Here is a 16808-nt window from a genome sequence, read left to right as displayed (position 1 = left end):
TATATTAAGTTAGTCAAACCTGCATGTCAACCGGTTTCATTCTTAAAGTTATAGTCTGTCTGAATGTTTCATTTTCTTTAAATAACTATCAATGTGTACACTGCTTTTTTATTTAATCAGCACTGCGGTTACAGCACATTTTTGATTAAATAATAAAACGAAAGAAAACAGCAGCAGTTACCGCCATATTCTTTCGTTTTTAAAAATTATTTGTCCGTACTTAATTGTCCTTGTGGTAAAATACTGTTTTTCACAACAGCTGTTTTTGATCCTTTAATATTTAATAAGAAGCTAGGAGCAAAAGTAGAATGTTCCTCTGAATAGAAGCCTCTGTTTGTCATGTAACTTGTAATTACGACATTGTCTCCTTTCACTTGTGGAACTGCAAAATGTGAATACGTAAACGTTTTGTCATTAGGATCGAGGTCCATATGTAAAACAAGTCCTGTATCATTTAGCGGCTTGTATTTTCCTGTCAGCGTATTTGATACGTATCCTAGCATATATACGTCATCTTGGCCGATACCATCAATAGTCATTTTAGATCCGCGAGAATCTGTAAATAAGTACCATTTCCCATCTTTTTTAAATACATTTGCGCGTTCAATTTCATCTGTCACCGTGTTTGAAGTAATCAGTGGATCCATTACTTTTTTTAAGGTATAATCGTTATTTAGTTCAACAATACCTAATGCACCGTTTGCTAAAGAGGCTTTCTTTTTATTAGAGCTCTGCAGTAATTTCTCTTTTTCTGATTGGAAAAATGGATTATTTCCACCGTAGTAAGCTCGATTGTAAAGGGAATCTTCACCTTGATAACCATCTTCAGTTCCTGTGTTTGCTTCAAATACAAGGTATTTATGCCCTTTATCCTCTACATAGTGAGGATCTCTCAACGTATGATTATCTCCTGAACCATATGCGCCTTCGTCAATAAACTGCTGAATATTTTGATATTTTTTACCATCACCATCAAAAATGGATTTATGATCTTCAACACCTTCAATTTTTAACGTATCTCCACTCGGCTGGGATACATTTACTTGAGCCGTTGTTAAGGTTTGTTTTCCATAGTTTGTACCTGAAAAGTTAGTATAGAATAAGCGTATTTTTCCGTCTGATGTTAAAGTAGCAGATCCTGACCATTCTTGTGTTTGCTTTTTCAAATGAGGATCATTCGGTACGAATTTGTCACTGTCTTTGAACACTCTTCCTGCATTTTTCCAACTGTCAATCGAATCTTCACCGATTTTTTGATAAAACACATAAATAGATGTATCATCAGCATCTTTCGGATCACCTGCTAGTGCAAATACAACTTGGTAACCATTATAGTTGGCTACTGTTCCGTCAGCATTTTGCAGAGGCCAGCTGTCCCATACGTCTAAATCAATTAAATTGCCCGATTTATCGTACCCTTTTGCAGAGGCAATATTTTTGATTGTTGATTTATCAAAAGCTGGAACTTTAAACTGTTCGCTTTTTTGCTGCTGAGGAATTTTCAGCATGTTATCACGCGTAATATGGGAAACTCCATAATTATTGTTGGTATCTTTATGATTGCTTTCAGCAGCCCATGTTTGAGATCCAGCACCTACTAACAGAGCTGTAGCAAAAGATAAAGCTGTAGTTTGCTTTGCGATTTTCTTAATATTCATCTGTTTTTCTCCCTTTTGTATAATACCTTTTCTTGTGTCACTCACAAGCAATTCATTTTCTATGTATCGAGAAGTCATATCAATCTGGCGAAATAACAGAACCGGTTCCATTACCTTTCCAAGATTACTTGTATAATATTGAAAAGTCAAATAGGTAATATGGAGTGATTATCTCATTTTTCTCCTCTTATATTTTTCATTTGGTTATAAAGTCTTAAACCTTCAATTTTTTGATTAAATAGGCAAATCCATCGTCATATTTAACCTGCTATTTTTTTATAAACTCTTCTACAGCTATTAAAGTAGACCATTTTCAAAAAAATATCGTTAATGTATTTTTTGTGAAATAGTGGAATAATTTATTATATAATAGTTCCTATTGGCAATAATGAGAGACCAAAGAATCAGATAATCACTTTTTATTTTGATTCTTTTATCCTGTTAAATTTTATGTAGATTTTTGCAAGAAATCGCTATCATTTTAACGGATCAATGATATATTTTTCAGGAAATCAAAAAGAGCTCTTTATAAAGAGCTCTTTTTGATTTCCTTTATGCTGTCTTTAAATAGCTGTTCTTATCTAAACAAATCAAGTTCCGCAGTACGTTTGATAAGGCTGATTAGACGGAGCAGACGGTGTACAGTACTCCGACTGATCAGGCGATTCATATGGGCTAGAAAGCACTTTTAGAAGATCTTCCATAACGCTGTATTCTCCTTTTTGTGCTGCGTCTAGTGCTGCTTCTACCCGGTGATTTCGAGGAATGACAGCAGGATTGTTATTTTTCATAAGCTCTTCCGACTCTGCTTTAGATTGTTTTTGCCTACCTAGTCTTTTCTGCCATAACTCCTGCCACTGTGCAAATTCTTCGCTTTCAAACAGGTCACTATTTTCTAGCTTCTCGAAAGTTAATGCACGAAACGTATTTGTATAGTCAGCTTTATAGGTTTTCATTATTGTAAGAAGGTCTTGGAATAATGCTTCATCTTCTTTTTCTTCGTTAAAAAGCCCAAGTTTAGCCTGCATACCTGCCAGCCAGTTTTCCCGATAGAATTTTGGAAATTCCGTCACGGCGCTTTGCGCTATTTTAACTGCTTTTTCTATATCTTGATCCAATAGCGGTAATAAAGCCTCAGCAAACCTCGCAAGATTCCACCCTGTAATGCCTGGTTGATTTTGATAAGCGTAGCGCCCTTGTACATCAATTGAACTAAATACAGTTTCTGGATCATAGGTATCCATAAATGCACATGGTCCATAATCAATTGTTTCTCCACTAATTGTCATATTATCCGTATTCATAACGCCGTGAATAAAACCAATAAGCTGCCATTTAGCAACTAGGATAGCGTGACGCTTAATCACTTCTTGAAGCAATGATAAATATTTTTTTTCATTCTTTTCTATGTGGGGAAAGTGACGTTCTAATGCATAGTCAGCTAACGCTTGAAGGTTTTCGACCGTTCCCCATTTTGCAGCGAACTGAAATGTGCCAAAACGAAGGTGACTGGAAGCTACACGCGTCAAAATCGCGCCCGGCAGTTCTTTTTCACGAACAATGGATTCGCCTGTTGTTACGACTGCTAGGCTCCGAGTAGTTGGAACACCAAGAGCATGCATGGCTTCACTAATAATATACTCACGCAGCATAGGTCCTAGAGCTGCCCGGCCGTCTCCTCCTCGGGAATACGGAGTTCGGCCTGAGCCTTTAAGCTGAAGGTCTACTTTCTCACCCGAAGGCGTAACTTGCTCCCCTATCAGCATAGCCCGTCCGTCTCCTAGCATGTTAAAGTGGCCAAATTGATGCCCCCCATAAGCTTGTGCAAGTGGGAAGGCACCTTTTGGGACACTGTTTCCAGCCAAAATGCTAACTCCTTCTTGGCTTTGCAGCTGTTCTTTTTGTAACCCTAGAGATGCGGCTAAAGAGTCGTTAAATTTAACTATTTTAGGTGAACTCACTGGATTAGGATCGAGAGGCGTAAAAAAGATGTTTGGTAACTCCGCATAGCTATTACGTAAATTCCATCCTGTTTCTTTTTGATTAGTCATCGTATCTCCTTTTCTTTTTGTGTCTTAAAACATAATTCTTTCTTTACTGATCGTTGTTTTATAAGCGCAGTAGCCTTGCTCTATCCTACTTTCTTCTGGGCATCTTAGAGTAGGACAGTTTCTCTTTCATTCATTATCTCTTTTACTATTATATCGTATTTGCTCGTACTTTTAATCTAAAGTGCCTTATCCATTTAAATACCTCCACTTTGTTGACGAGCTATTAAATGCTCAAAAAAGAAGAAGTATTAATATACTTCTTCCTCTGTATTTTACCCCCAAATATCTTTTAAATTCCAATACGTTAACTCTTTTACGATTACGTTTCCTCCTTCAGTAAATAACTCAATTCCTAGCCTGCTTTCTTTTGGATAAATACGGCTCGTCATGGTCGCTTGTCCTTCGTTTGCAAATACTTCAATGGAAGAACGGTCCACAAATATTCGTAAAGCTAGTGTCTCACCTGCTTGTAACGCTACTTTCCTCACTCCATCTTCTTTTCCCGAGTGAGTACAGTCAAGCAATAGCTTTTGCTCATTAAGGTTGTAACACATAAACGTTTCTTCGTTGTTTATTCCACGAATTTTTATTCCTACCGATGAAGCTTGGCAGTCCGCTAAATCAAATACAGCTTGTATCTCTAGCAAGTCTTCATTTACTTCTACTACATAGCTGTTAGAAACAGCTTTATTGGTTAGCATATTATACTGAGTTTTCCGAAGTGATGTAAGCTCTTGGACGGGGTTCATTAACACTTTATCCCCTCTTAAAGTTAGTTCTCTCGGAAGCGTTAGCGCACCGCACCATCCATCCTCTTTCGTTGGCATATTAGCTTCCCACATGTCCATCCAGCCAATTGCAATTCGCCGCCCTTTATCATCTAAAAGTGTTTGAACAGCATAAAAATCGTGGCCGTAATCTAATTCAGTAAATGACCCATGATGAAATGTATTGGTTTCATAATTATATTCTCCAACCAAATATCCCGTTTGGAAAAGGTTGTGATAGGAATCACCTTTTGCTTCTATCCCTTGAGGAGAAATCATTAACACATGCTTTCCGTCTAACTCAAAGAAGTCTGGACACTCCCACATGTATCCTAGATCTCCATCGCTTTTAGCAAGGACACCAACATATTCCCATGTTCGTAAATTTGAAGATCGGTATAAGATAACACGTCCCTCTTTTTTCTTTGTTGAGTTTCCTAGAATCATGTACCAGAAATCTTCGTGCTTCCATACTTTGGGATCTCGAAAATGATGAGAGCTATCTGCTGGCGGCTCAGCAATAACTGGATTGACCTCTGCTTTTTCAAAAGTAATGCCGTCTTTACTAACAGCTATATTTTGGTTTTGAAAAAAAGTATCCAGCTCTTTGTCTATATAATTATGTCCTGTATAAATTAACGTAAGCTCTCCTTCGTTATCCACGGCACTTCCAGAAAAACATCCGTCTTTATCAAATGTATCTCCAGGAGCTAAAGCAATCGGCAAGTGCTGCCAATGGACAAGATCTTTGCTTTTGACATGTCCCCAATGCATCGGCCCCCAATTCTCGTCATAAGGATGATGTTGATAAAAAACATGATATTCTCCTTTATACTGAACCAGCCCATTCGGATCATTAATCCAGTTCGCTGGCGCCATAATATGATACCCTAACCGATATTGATAATTCACCTTTTTCTCTGCTTCATTTAATGAATGTTGAGCTTGCTCGATTTTATTTACCGTTAACATCATCATATCCCCCTATATAATCTGCGTGTTTTCTTGTACATCTTTTCTTATAAATCTATGTTTTTTAGAGTTTAGTAATGTAAACATCGAAATAACGTTAAATACCAAAACCATGCCTCCCATAATTAAATAGGTACGGGAAAAACCTACGCTATCATATAATCCTCCTGCTATAGGTGAAAGAACTGAAGCACCTATTTGTGAAGCGAATTGGAATCCAACCAAATAAAGGATAGAAGATAGGCGCGTGTCAAAGTTAGCTGCCAAATATTTAAAGATGGCAATGAGCATAATAGGAAGTTCTAATGCATGAATAAGTTTCATCGACGATATTCCGATTGGACCAACAACAAGCCCTGACCCAATAATACGAAATCCCATTAGAAACCCTGCTAAAATTAAACTATTTTTTGCACCGATCTTATTTACAATAAACGGTGCTGCGAACATCATTCCAGCTTCTAAAAATACTTGAAACGAATTTAAGTAGCCAAATACTTGGTTACCTATCGATTCAGTAGGAAACAAAGATGCATAATAGATAGGAAATTGCTGATCGTATACCCCATATACGCATGTAACACCAACAACATAAATCATAAAAAACCAAAATTCCTTCAATAAGAATAAACTGCCTACATCTCTCAGCGTGACGGATTCAGCTTTTTCCATTTCGTAGCTGCTCATTTCTACTTTTACAGAAAAAATAATAGCCACTAGGATAACCGCTGAAACAGATGCCACCCAAAAATTAATGTGAGGATTAATATTAAATAATTGTCCTGCAAAGAATGTAGCTGCAGCCCAGCCTAATGACCCCCACATTCTAGATTTTCCGTACTCAAATTTATATTTTCGGCTGACTTTCTCTATGTAGGTTTCAATCGCTCCGATGCCCGCCAAAAACGCCACTCCTAAATATAGTCCTCCAATAATAGCTCCTATCAACACATTGTATTGAAGTAAAGGTCCATAAACAAAAATATAAAATGGTCCTACAAACACTAAAAGACAGCTAATAAAAAATAAAATGTGTTTCTTTAAACCTATCCTGTCAGATATATATCCGTACAAAGGCTGCATACACAAAGCAAAGATAGCGTTTACAGAAAAGATTAAGCCTGTTGCTGATCCGTTCAACTTAATCTCTTGCCCTAACCAGATAGAAAATAAAGAGTAGCTCGACGACCACGTAAAAAAGAAGAAGAAAAAATATGCACTCAGCTTCCAATATAAACTTTTTGAACTTTTCATTTTAGTTACCCCTTTAGCTTAAGATATAAAATCTTTTATCTAACAAAATGAAAGCACTTTCAAATTTGATTTTATGTCAACCGGTTTCATATGTCAACCGGTTTCACATTTTATATTAAAAAAAGATTGTATTAGGCGGAAAAGTGGGCTTTGTGGTATGTTTAAATTGTTTAATAAACCGTTTACAATCCTTATATAGATTTTTATCGCTCAAAACAAAACGAACAACTAGAAAACTATTTGCTTGATTGCAATTTATTTTAAGCCTTTTACATGTCTGATATATACTATAAAAAGCAATGTTTTGGAGAAATTAGGAGGAAACTAGATGAAAGCCAAGATTAGTGATGTAGCAAAAATTGCAGGTGTTTCACCGACTACCGTTTCTCGTGTATTAAATAACCGTGGTTACATAAGCAAGGAAACACGAGAAAATGTTTATAAAGCAATGAAAGAAATTAATTATTTCCCAAATGATATTGCACGTTCATTATTTAATAAGCGAACAAATTTAATCGGTATGATTGTCCCTCAAACGAGCAACCCTTTTTTCGGAGAGTTAGCCTTTCACATTGAAAGTATATGTGCTTCCCTTAACTACAAAGTACTTCTTTGTAACAGTCTTAATCGAATTGATAAAGAAAAAAAATATGTAGAGATGCTCATCAGAAATCAGGTAGATGGTGTTATTGCCGTTACTTATAACAGAGGTATTTTTGATTCAGAAAGTCAAAGTCTTCCTGTGGTAGCAGTGGATCATTATTTATCAACAGATATTCCTACCGTATCTTCTGATAACTATGCTGGAGGAAAACAAGCCACGGAATTGCTCATTTCAAAAGGTTGTAAGCATATTGTTCATATTAACGGCCCCCTTAAACTTGAAACTCCAGCTAACTTAAGAAGGAAAGCTTATGAAAACGTGATGAAAAAGGACGGAAAACAGCCTATCACGTATGAAATTTCAAATACCTTTGACCGCAACATTCAGCGAGAAACTATTTCTAAGGTTTTTGAAGAACATCCGGAAGTAGATGGTATTTTTGCAAGTGATGACTTACTTGCAGCTTTAGTAGTTGCGGAAGCACAAAAAAGAGGAAAAAATATCCCAAGAGATTTAAAAATCGTGGGCTATGACGGAACGGAGACCAGTCAGACTTTGTTACCTGGTCTAACTACAGTTCAACAACCCATCGAATCGATTGCTCAAACAGCCATTGATATTTTACTAAAAGAAATTGAAGGAGAATTCAGCAATATACCTCGTGAAATCTGCCTTCCCGTTAAGCTTCTAGAAGGACAAACAACGTAAAAATACGTTTTTTATAAAATAAATATCAGTTTGTTGTATATTCTTCTTCTTTTATTCACACCTTAACGTTACAGAAAGGAGTTGAATACAATGGCAAACAACAAAAGCAGCAATAATAATGAATTATTAGTATACGGAGCTGAACAAGCAATCGATCAAATGAAATATGAAATCGCTAGCGAGTTCGGAGTAAATTTAGGAGCTGACACTACTGCACGTGCAAACGGATCAGTAGGCGGCGAAATCACAAAACGTCTTGTACAATTAGCTGAGCAACAACTTGGCGGCGGACGTTTCTAAGACAATTTCATACACACCATGACTTAAGGAAGAATGGATATCCATTCTTCCTTTTCATATATTTACTTTCCACCTTTATATAAAAATTATTATTCTTCCTCCTCTTTACTGACTGATTTTGTTTTTCCTTTCTTTAGTACAGCGCTGATTCCTAAACAACAGACAGCTGCTATCCATCCGGAGATGAGAAAATAAACGGAAGTATTTGCAAAGAGTGTGCCTATTAAAATAAACAGCCCTCCGAGAATAATAAAAAAGACGTGACCCTCACTATTTCTTTTCACCTTCATCACCTCTCCCTACCTATATAAACGAATGTTCAGATACAAAAGAAACTTCTTGATAAACAAGAAGTTTTCTTCGTGTGTTCTTTTTTAATAAAAAGTAAAGGTGTTTTCTTTTTATTTATTCAACGAAACCCCTCAATATTCTTCTCAACTGCATGCTATTCAATAATTTCTGCGGTTTTATACTCTTTCATAAATACATCAATAACATCTCCTGCTTCTTCGTTCTCCTCCTCCATTTGAACGAGTATTTCGTTTTGTGCATTTACCGAAAGGATTCTGACATCCAACATTCGGTTTATATCCAGTTGCAGTTCCAAATCTCGGGCAACTTCATCAGCTTTTAGTGAATCTTTAATAATATATCTGTGGCTTCTCATAACAATCACTCCCTTTACGTTATATGAACGAATATAGTTTATCCAAACTATCAGCGTACAATGACATTTTTCTTGTATCTTTCATTTAAACAAAACAAAAAAACGGCTTCTCTCAGCCGTTTTTTTGTTTTGCTTTTTACTTATGAAAATGCATAGTTATTTCTTTATTTGACCGTTCTCTGTATCAGGTATCATACGCTTATTTATTCCGAATGCGTAGAAACTAACGACAACAAGAGCAAGGAAAATAATTCCTACGATAAGTGAAATACGCGTTTCATCATTAAACCACATGCCTACAAGCACCATTAGTAGAAAGGCAATAGTTACATAATTCGTTACAGGTGCAAAAGGCATTTTGAAAGGATGACTATCCATTTCAGCACCTTTAGCTTTACGGAAACGAATTTGACTGATAAGAATGATGAACCAAGGAATCATTCCCGGAAGCACGCTCGCACTGTATACATAAACAAATACATTAGGTGGAGCGATGTAGTTTAAAACAACACCAATTACCAATCCAATCATAACAGCGAGTGTGCTATAAATTGGAACGCCGTTACGAGAAATTTTTGTGAAGAATTTAGGTGCTTGACCGTTTACGCCAAGTGTATAAAGCATGCGTCCTGCGCTAAAAATTCCACTGTTACAGCCTGACATCGCTGCTGTAATAACAACAAAGTTAATGATACCTGCAGCTGCCGTAACACCAACTTTAGCAAATGTAGATACAAATGGACTTCCTAAAGAATCTAATTCATTCCACGGATATACCGTCACGATAACGAAAATAGCTCCAATATAAAAAATTAAAATGCGCCAGATGATGCTTTGGATTGCGTTTCTTAACGTTTTTTTAGGTTCCTTTGCTTCACCAGCTGTAATACCAATTAGCTCGACTCCTTGATAAGCTGCAATAACAAGAGATAGTGCAAAGAAAAAACCTGACCATCCGCCTGCAAAGAAGCCGCCATGTGCCCAAAGGTTTGATAATCCAATGGCGTCTCCCCCGTTTCCAAATCCGAAGAAAATCAACCCGAGCCCTGCAATAATCATCAAAATAATCGTTACAATCTTAATCATCGCAAACCAAAATTCAAACTCTCCAAATGATTTTACTGAAACTAAGTTTGCTGTGCCTAAAATCAACATGGCGATAATACCTGGTACCCATGCAGGTAGATGTGGGAACCAGTAATGCATATATGCTCCTACCGCTATAATTTCAGACATCCCTACGATTACAAATTGAAACCAGTTGCTCCACGCAGCCATATAACCTGCTAATGGATGAATATATTTGTGGCCAAATGTAGCGAATGAACCTGTGCTTGGTTCCATGTACAGCATCTCGCCCATGGCACGCATAATAAAGAAAATAAACATTCCGCAGATTGCGTAAGCAAGCAATACCGATGGACCTGTCCATTGGATGGTGCTTGCTGATCCCATAAATAATCCAACGCCAATTGTTCCGCCTAGCGCGATCATTTGAATGTGACGGGATTCTAAGCCTCTTTTTAGCTCTTTGTCTGCCATTCCATTTCCTCCTCCTAAACTTGTGATAGCTCTGTTAGGAAAGATACTTTTTGTGTCTGATGGAACAGCTATCGCTTTTAAAACCTTCCATTTTTATCTAGTACCTTTACAACTAAACTATTTTTTCTATTTTTAGCTATTCGACTGTATAATTACTTATTTTATAATAATAAATTTCCCTCAGGAATACAATTGTTTTTTTCAGAAAAACACTTAACAAAACCTTTCACCTTTATTAAATCAATCATCTCAGTGAAATATTTTTTATTTCAGTATAATTTAAATTTTATGAATATTAAAAATAAATATAGGCGTAGGATGCTGGAACACTCTATTTCTTAAGGATAACGAAATGAAACCGCTACTTGATCGAACAAATTCCTTTCTTCTCCCTTTACGTTTTCACTTTCTCTACTTAGGGAAAGTATCAATAGAAAATAGAGATGAGGAGGGATTTTTCATGTGGCAAGCTGCGATGTGGGGCGGAATCTCAGGATCAGCTGTCCTTCTTGGTGCTTGGGCAGCAGTTTTTTTGCCTATCGGCAAAAAGATAATTGGTTATATTATGGCTTTTGGGACGGGTGTATTAATTGGAGCATCTACCTATGAGCTGCTTGGAGACTCGGTTCATAACGGCGGGTTAAAAGCTACTTCTCTTGGGTTCCTTGCAGGTGCTATTGTTTTTACTTTTTTAGACTATCTAATTTCACGTCAAGGAGCGAGTAAAAGAAAGAGATCTACCAAACAAATGGCTGCGAGTAGTTCTGGAATTGCTATATTTATAGGAACCGTAATGGATGCAATCCCGGAGTCTATTATGATTGGGGCTAGCTTAATCGAAAATGCAACCGTTAGCTGGCTTCTTGTTATCGCTATTTTTATAAGTAATATTCCCGAAGGATTGTCCAGTACGACCGGTCTAGTAAAAAGCGGATTCTCTAAAAAGAAAATTTTTTTACTATGGGCAGCGGTTTTGTTCATTTCAGCTTTTAGTTCATGGACAGGCTTTGTTTTTTTAGACCATGCATCTGAGACACTTATGGCTGCTATTGCTGCTTTTGCCGGCGGCGGTATTATTGCTATGGTAGGTTCTACAATGATGCCAGAGGCCTATGAAGAAGGAGGTTCTATTACAGGATTGATTGCTGCACTTGGATTACTTGCTTCACTGATACTGGATCATTTTTCTTAATCGTCTTCATACTACTTATATCGTTTCCAAGTAGAAAACAGAAAGCCTTCTACTTGGAGACATTTATTCCAATCACATTATTATGAATATGGCTTCTTAATAAGTAAAATCATAGTTTTCTTTTATTTCTTGAGTAAAAGCTTTCCAATCCGTAGCTTCAAATTCTGCATTGCGTGCTTTTAACTCTTTTTCCATTCCTTGAATCTCTTGAACAGCTTCTATAGTTCTTTCACTTCCTGGCCCTACTCTCCAAATTAATTCTTTGTATTCTTGTATTTTCTGTCGCAGCGAAGCGTTATCCATTTCTACATATTTTGACATGTTTCTAAGCTCCTTTTTCTTATTTCTATTAACCATATCATATTTCATATAAATTTTTTTAAGATTAACTTTAACTTACTAAATACTGCTATAGAGGACTTTGCGGTCTGCTAGTTTTTTAGAAAAATCTAATTTTTAGAAAAAATATAAAATAACCAGTTTAATCCTTTTTTGGCCGGGAAGACAGACTATGAATTCAAATTTATTAGGAGGGATGCAAGATGGCAACTAATAAAAAGAATGACAAAATGAGTCGTGAGGAAGCAGGAAGAAAAGGTGGAAAAGCTACTTCTAAAAATCATGACAAAGAGTTTTACCAAGAAATTGGTGAAAAAGGCGGAGAAGCTACTTCCAAAAATCAAGGTAAAGAATTTTACGAGGAAATTGGAAAAAAAGGCGGCAGATCCAGCAACAGCCAGCGTAATAATTAACTAATATTTGAAGTATATAAAAAACTCGAGGAAGAAAAGTTCCTTATAGTAATAGTACAAGCTACAGGAACTTTTCTTCTTCTAACTAATCTTTTCCATCTCCTTATGGTAGTGGGCTAACGATTCATCTTTGACGGATGAGAATAGCTCTGAATCAATAAAAGGAATCAATTTCTCTCCTATCTCCCAAGCATTACATTCGATTTGATACAAAAGCCATATATCTTCTGTTTGATCAAACTTTGCACTCAAAGATAAAAGGTCTTCATCTAGCGCATGACCTAATTCATGAGCTAAAATAATCCATTGATAAGATTCTAAACACTCATTTGAACCAAACAAGTGCCGACACTGTATTTTAATATCTTTGTCATATAAAAAAATAGAATGCGTGCTAGGGACATACTTTCCGCCTACACACCGCGTTCCAGGAAACTCATCTTCAATAACTAGCTTTATTGTTGGATCTACTCCATGAACAAGATCATGTAAATTCATAAAATCCCCCACTTCTTTTCTCCAAACTTTAACTTTTTTCCAAAAATACATGTACAGATTTACCATTATGCATACGTTTATCTAAAATAACGTATGTATGGTTTTTTTTCAATATGTACACAGCTATATATAAAAAAAGCAAGCATAGCTGCTTGCTTTTTTATATATGAAAGCGGTGCTTCAACTTTTAAATTGCCCACTTATCCTTACAGTTTTATATGTAAAATTTTATTAACGATAACGACTTGAATATTCGAGAATGCTGCGCAGCATTTGACGTGTACTCTGTGATTCATTTGTACGTTCTTTATATTCAAGAGGACGACTAGGCGTTGACTTATTTTCTTTTTTATACTGAGAATTTTTGTGTTCTGACACGTTTTTTCACTTCCCTATCTCTATTTTATCCAGAGCAGCTCAAAGCTGCTCTTTTGTCTGTCACTCTTTTATTTGTTATGACGGCTTACTTTTGCTTTTTGAAGCTCATCTGTATGAATATCGTTTGATAAAATACTTTTATTCACATTATCGACAGCTGCTGCACTGCTGCTGACTCCTTGGCTTGTGCTTTTATTTTGTTTACTCATTCCATCCACCTCCATGTGTAACGTCTATATTTTATGGAGTTATAAAAAGAAAATAAGAGGTAGTATTAGGAAAATGACCTTCTTTTCTTTTTGCTTGCATCCCTCACATTGAATAAAAAATAAAATCTCCATGTTTAACAGAATGCACCAGAAATAAATGTTCATACTAAGAGTAGAAATTCTGCATATTTATTTTGAAAATATAGGAGGAAATAAGTGTGAGTACAAATAGAAACACACTATCCATTTTTGCTTTAGGCGGCATTAATGAAATAGGAAAAAATATGTATGCCGTTCAATATGATGATGACATCATTGTAATTGACTGCGGCTCTAAATTTCCTGACGAAAGTTTATTAGGAATTGATTTGATCATACCTGATATTACATACTTACAAGAGAATCGAGAAAAAGTTCGAGCACTGGTTGTTACGCATGGTCATGAAGATCATATTGGAGGTATTCCTTATCTTTTAAAACAGTTGAATCTTCCAATTTATGCAACAAGCCTTACCCTTGGATTAATTGATATTAAACTTCAAGAGCATCAATTATCTGCTGAGACGGAGCTTATTGAAATCAACGAAGAGTCAGAAATTACATTAGGCAATATTCCACTTTCTTTTTTTAAAACGAATCACAGCATTCCAGATTGTCTGGGCATTGTCTTTCATACGCCTGAAGGAGCTGTTGTGCATACCGGGGATTTTAAGTTTGATTTAACTCCCGTTAACGACCAATATCCAGATCTTCATAAAATGGCGAAAATCGGCAGTGAAGGTGTACTGGCTTTAATATCCGAAAGCACAAATGCTGAACGCCCTGGATTTACGCCTTCAGAAAAGCTAGTTGGCAAACATGTAGAAGAAGCTTTTCGTAAAGCAACAAGAAAAGTGATTATTTCTACTTTCGCCTCGAATGTTAACCGCGTACAGCAAATTGTAGATGCAGCGATTAAAACGAACAGAAAACTTGCGCTGCTAGGAAGAAGCATGGTTAACGTTGTATCAGTTGCGCTAGAGAAAGGGTATTTAACCATTCCTGAAGGAATGCTGATTGAACCTTATGAAGTACATTCACTTGCGCCTGAACAAGTCGCTATTCTCTGCACTGGAAGCCAAGGCGAGCCGATGGCCGCTTTATCTAGATTAGCCAGCGGAAATCACCGCCAAGTAGAGATTCTTCCTGAAGACACGGTCATTTTATCAGCAGGGCCTATTCCTGGCAATGAACGTAATATCTCTCGTATTGTCGACAGCCTTTTCACACTCGGGGCTCATGTGATTTACGGTTCTGGAAGCGCAACAGGCATGCACGTATCAGGACATGGCTATCAAGAAGAGCTAAAATTAATGGCTACATTGATGAAGCCAAAATATTTCATCCCGATTCACGGTGAGTTTCGAATGCTTCATCACCACAGCTTATTAGCAGAATCCGTCGGGGTGGAAAAAGAGAACATTTTTATTATAAATAACGGTGATGTTGTTGACATCAAGGGCGGAGCAGCTGTTCAAACAAGAAAGATCCCTGCAGGTAATGTATATGTAGATGGGTTTGGCATTGGAGATGTTGGCAATGCGATTTTACGTGACCGCAAACAGCTTTCAGAAGATGGTATGCTGGTTATTGTTATTACTCTAAATAAAGCGGAAGGGAAAATTGTGTCTGGTCCAGATACCATTTCGCGAGGCTTTGTTTATACCAGAGATTCAGAGCAGTTATTAAAAGATGTTAACCGACAAGTGACTAAAATTGTAAATCAATTACAAAAAGCGCACGTTCACCAATGGAACATTATGAAAAAAGAAATCAAGACAACGCTTGGCCAATTTTTATATAACCAAACCAAAAGAAGACCTATGATCCTTCCTGTCATTATTGAAGTTTGATTACTCCACTAAAAAACTGCCTTAGTCCCCACTAAGGCAGTTTTACTTTATAAATCCGAAGCTTAACCCAAAGTGAGAAGTTGCCCTCTATAGTTTATGAATAGTCACTCCCTTTATATGTATGGTTAAAAGTGTTAGGTGTATTTCTTCTTTTTTATCCCATTCTATAAGAGAGATATTTCACCGCAAATATCTTGTGAAAGTATCCTATCCTTGAGGTGATTATGATGAATGATAAAAATCAAGTAGATCAGCATTCAGAACTATTCCGCCACAACTGGACGAGACCGAAGCGTTCAAAGTCCCAAGTAAATGGACATACAGAGATGTCTCAAACGAACATCATCTTGCGAAGTAATGCAAAAGCTCATCGTTGGTAAGGATGATACACTTCAACAAAAAAAGACGCGAACGCGTCTTTTTTTGTTATTGGCCGTCTGCTCCACTTTGAGTTATCTTGCGAATATGACCATCTTCATAATTATTTTCTCGTAGCGCTTTTGCTTTGTCATCTACTACTTGTTTTTGATCTACTTGTGAAGAAGGAGTCTGCTTGTTTTTTGGCATGTTCATAACCACCTTTTATTTTTGTAATTGTACAACGTGCATAGTGTACCTCATAAAGATTAAATATATGTTAGCTAGCGGCTTCTTCTTCTTTCCACTTATGGCGCAGTTTTAAAATAACAAGGCTTATGACAATTAGAAAGCCTAAGCTTGCAAAGAAACCTGGTCTGCTTGCTGATTCTAACAGCGTGCCGCTTACTGCTAGTAAGATTAACAAGATACCAATAGCTTGTTTTACTTTATCCCACACGGTTTGTTCCATTAAACGATGAAAAGAAATTAAAATAAAGAACCAGTTATAAATCAGCATCAGCCCCGCTGCTGTTGTGATGTACTCATAAATTTTCCCGGGCAATAGCAAGGACAAAACAATAGAAATAACTAATCCCGATGTTGTCAAAAGCAAGGCCGGTAAAGGAAACTGCACCTTTTTCTTTTCTTGCTTTGAAAACAATGCAGGAGCATCTCCATCTTCTGAAAGAGTGACAATCATTGTTGTTACGGAAAAAAAAGACGCTGACATTGTTGAGAAACCCGCAATAATCATTGCTCCATTAAAAACATGAGGGAAAAATGGAAGGTGATATGTTTCTAAAGCCGTTATGAATGGACTTTGATTTCCATAAAAATCATGAAATGGCACAATTAAAATAGCTAAACTCAGTGAAACAATATAAATAATTCCGAGGAGAATAAGCATACTTCTTCCCGCTTTCGGTGCGTCTTCTTGTTTTTCTAAACGAACCGTCATGATTCCCATGACTTCGATGCCGCCGAAAGCATAAAAGGCATAAAGC

The 16808-nt window shown here is 36.6% G+C and carries 19 protein-coding genes; 6 read left to right on the top strand and 13 right to left on the bottom strand.

The annotated features are described in order from the left end of the window. Positions 1–206 precede the first annotated feature (206 nt). From LJC66_RS08375 to LJC66_RS08360, 4 genes are all read right to left on the bottom strand, one after another. Positions 207–1658 carry a glycoside hydrolase family 68 protein gene (locus LJC66_RS08375; protein ID WP_195694875.1) on the bottom strand — a complete coding sequence of 484 codons (1452 nt, stop codon included), beginning with the start codon at positions 1656–1658 and terminating at the stop codon, positions 207–209. Between the two features lie 590 nt (positions 1659–2248). Beyond that, a complete protein-coding gene (locus tag LJC66_RS08370; RefSeq protein WP_195694876.1) occupies positions 2249–3709 on the bottom strand; it encodes a protein adenylyltransferase SelO in 1461 nt (486 codons plus the stop codon). A gap of 272 nt (positions 3710–3981) precedes the next feature. Next, complete coding sequence (locus tag LJC66_RS08365; protein ID WP_195694877.1) at positions 3982–5448, bottom strand: glycoside hydrolase family 32 protein; 1467 nt, start codon at positions 5446–5448, stop codon at positions 3982–3984. Positions 5449–5460: 12 nt separating this feature from the next. Next, a complete protein-coding gene (locus LJC66_RS08360) occupies positions 5461–6702 on the bottom strand; it encodes an MFS transporter (protein ID WP_153252931.1) in 1242 nt (413 codons plus the stop codon). Positions 6703–7030: 328 nt separating this feature from the next. Here LJC66_RS08360 and LJC66_RS08355 point away from each other — a divergent pair, with 328 nt between their 5' ends. Both LJC66_RS08355 and LJC66_RS08350 read left to right on the top strand, forming a co-directional pair. Continuing rightward, the gene (locus tag LJC66_RS08355; protein WP_028408124.1) at positions 7031–8014 is read left to right on the top strand and encodes a LacI family DNA-binding transcriptional regulator; all 984 of its coding nucleotides are present in this window, start codon (positions 7031–7033) and stop codon (positions 8012–8014) included. A gap of 90 nt (positions 8015–8104) precedes the next feature. Beyond that, the gene (locus LJC66_RS08350; RefSeq protein WP_013058452.1) at positions 8105–8314 is read left to right on the top strand and encodes an alpha/beta-type small acid-soluble spore protein; all 210 of its coding nucleotides are present in this window, start codon (positions 8105–8107) and stop codon (positions 8312–8314) included. Between the two features lie 89 nt (positions 8315–8403). Here the strand turns inward: LJC66_RS08350 and LJC66_RS08345 are convergent, their stop codons facing one another. The 3 genes from LJC66_RS08345 to LJC66_RS08335 form a co-directional block, all read right to left on the bottom strand. Further along, on the bottom strand, positions 8404–8604 hold the full coding sequence (locus LJC66_RS08345; RefSeq protein WP_028408123.1) for a hypothetical protein: 201 nt from the start codon (positions 8602–8604) through the stop codon (positions 8404–8406). Positions 8605–8759: 155 nt separating this feature from the next. Continuing rightward, positions 8760–8981, bottom strand: a complete 222-nt coding sequence (locus LJC66_RS08340) for a hypothetical protein (RefSeq protein ID WP_230932289.1) — start codon at positions 8979–8981, stop codon at positions 8760–8762. A gap of 156 nt (positions 8982–9137) precedes the next feature. Beyond that, a complete protein-coding gene (locus LJC66_RS08335) occupies positions 9138–10523 on the bottom strand; it encodes an amino acid permease (RefSeq protein WP_195694878.1) in 1386 nt (461 codons plus the stop codon). A gap of 460 nt (positions 10524–10983) precedes the next feature. Here LJC66_RS08335 and LJC66_RS08330 point away from each other — a divergent pair, with 460 nt between their 5' ends. Beyond that, positions 10984–11715 carry a ZIP family metal transporter gene (locus LJC66_RS08330; protein ID WP_230932288.1) on the top strand — a complete coding sequence of 244 codons (732 nt, stop codon included), beginning with the start codon at positions 10984–10986 and terminating at the stop codon, positions 11713–11715. Positions 11716–11811: 96 nt separating this feature from the next. On the opposite strand, the gene LJC66_RS08325 is transcribed toward LJC66_RS08330, so the two are convergent. Continuing rightward, positions 11812–12036 (bottom strand): transcriptional regulator, encoded by a 225-nt coding sequence (locus tag LJC66_RS08325; RefSeq protein WP_195694880.1) that lies wholly within the window; start codon positions 12034–12036, stop codon positions 11812–11814. Between the two features lie 221 nt (positions 12037–12257). Between LJC66_RS08325 and LJC66_RS08320 the strand changes: the two genes are divergently transcribed. Beyond that, positions 12258–12467: a KGG domain-containing protein gene (locus tag LJC66_RS08320; RefSeq protein ID WP_014460809.1), complete on the top strand. Its 210-nt coding sequence runs from the start codon at positions 12258–12260 to the stop codon at positions 12465–12467. Between the two features lie 81 nt (positions 12468–12548). Here the strand turns inward: LJC66_RS08320 and LJC66_RS08315 are convergent, their stop codons facing one another. From LJC66_RS08315 to LJC66_RS08305, 3 genes are all read right to left on the bottom strand, one after another. Next, positions 12549–12965, bottom strand: coding sequence for a hypothetical protein (locus LJC66_RS08315; protein WP_195694881.1), 417 nt, complete (start codon positions 12963–12965; stop codon positions 12549–12551). Positions 12966–13196: 231 nt separating this feature from the next. Then, entirely contained in the window at positions 13197–13343 is a 147-nt protein-coding gene (locus LJC66_RS08310) for a hypothetical protein (RefSeq protein ID WP_014460813.1), read from the bottom strand. A gap of 68 nt (positions 13344–13411) precedes the next feature. Next, complete coding sequence (locus LJC66_RS08305) at positions 13412–13552, bottom strand: hypothetical protein (RefSeq protein ID WP_195694882.1); 141 nt, start codon at positions 13550–13552, stop codon at positions 13412–13414. A 218-nt stretch (positions 13553–13770) separates the two neighbouring features. Here LJC66_RS08305 and LJC66_RS08300 point away from each other — a divergent pair, with 218 nt between their 5' ends. Both LJC66_RS08300 and LJC66_RS08295 read left to right on the top strand, forming a co-directional pair. Continuing rightward, positions 13771–15444, top strand: a complete 1674-nt coding sequence (locus tag LJC66_RS08300) for a ribonuclease J (protein WP_195694883.1) — start codon at positions 13771–13773, stop codon at positions 15442–15444. A 227-nt stretch (positions 15445–15671) separates the two neighbouring features. Further along, complete coding sequence (locus LJC66_RS08295) at positions 15672–15824, top strand: YpzG family protein (RefSeq protein WP_013056278.1); 153 nt, start codon at positions 15672–15674, stop codon at positions 15822–15824. 46 nt (positions 15825–15870) lie between these two features. On the opposite strand, the gene LJC66_RS08290 is transcribed toward LJC66_RS08295, so the two are convergent. Then, on the bottom strand, positions 15871–16011 hold the full coding sequence (locus LJC66_RS08290) for a hypothetical protein (protein ID WP_013082476.1): 141 nt from the start codon (positions 16009–16011) through the stop codon (positions 15871–15873). Positions 16012–16081: 70 nt separating this feature from the next. Continuing rightward, positions 16082–16808 (bottom strand): amino acid permease (locus tag LJC66_RS08285; RefSeq protein ID WP_230932287.1); only part of this gene is annotated, 727 nt, incomplete at its 5' end.

The organism is Priestia sp. TSO9 (genome assembly GCF_021029645.1).
In the GTDB taxonomy this organism is placed as follows: domain Bacteria; phylum Bacillota; class Bacilli; order Bacillales; family Bacillaceae_H; genus Priestia; species Priestia megaterium_E.
Note: the sequence above shows the minus strand (reverse complement) of the source record. Positions and strands in the feature narration are given on the sequence as shown.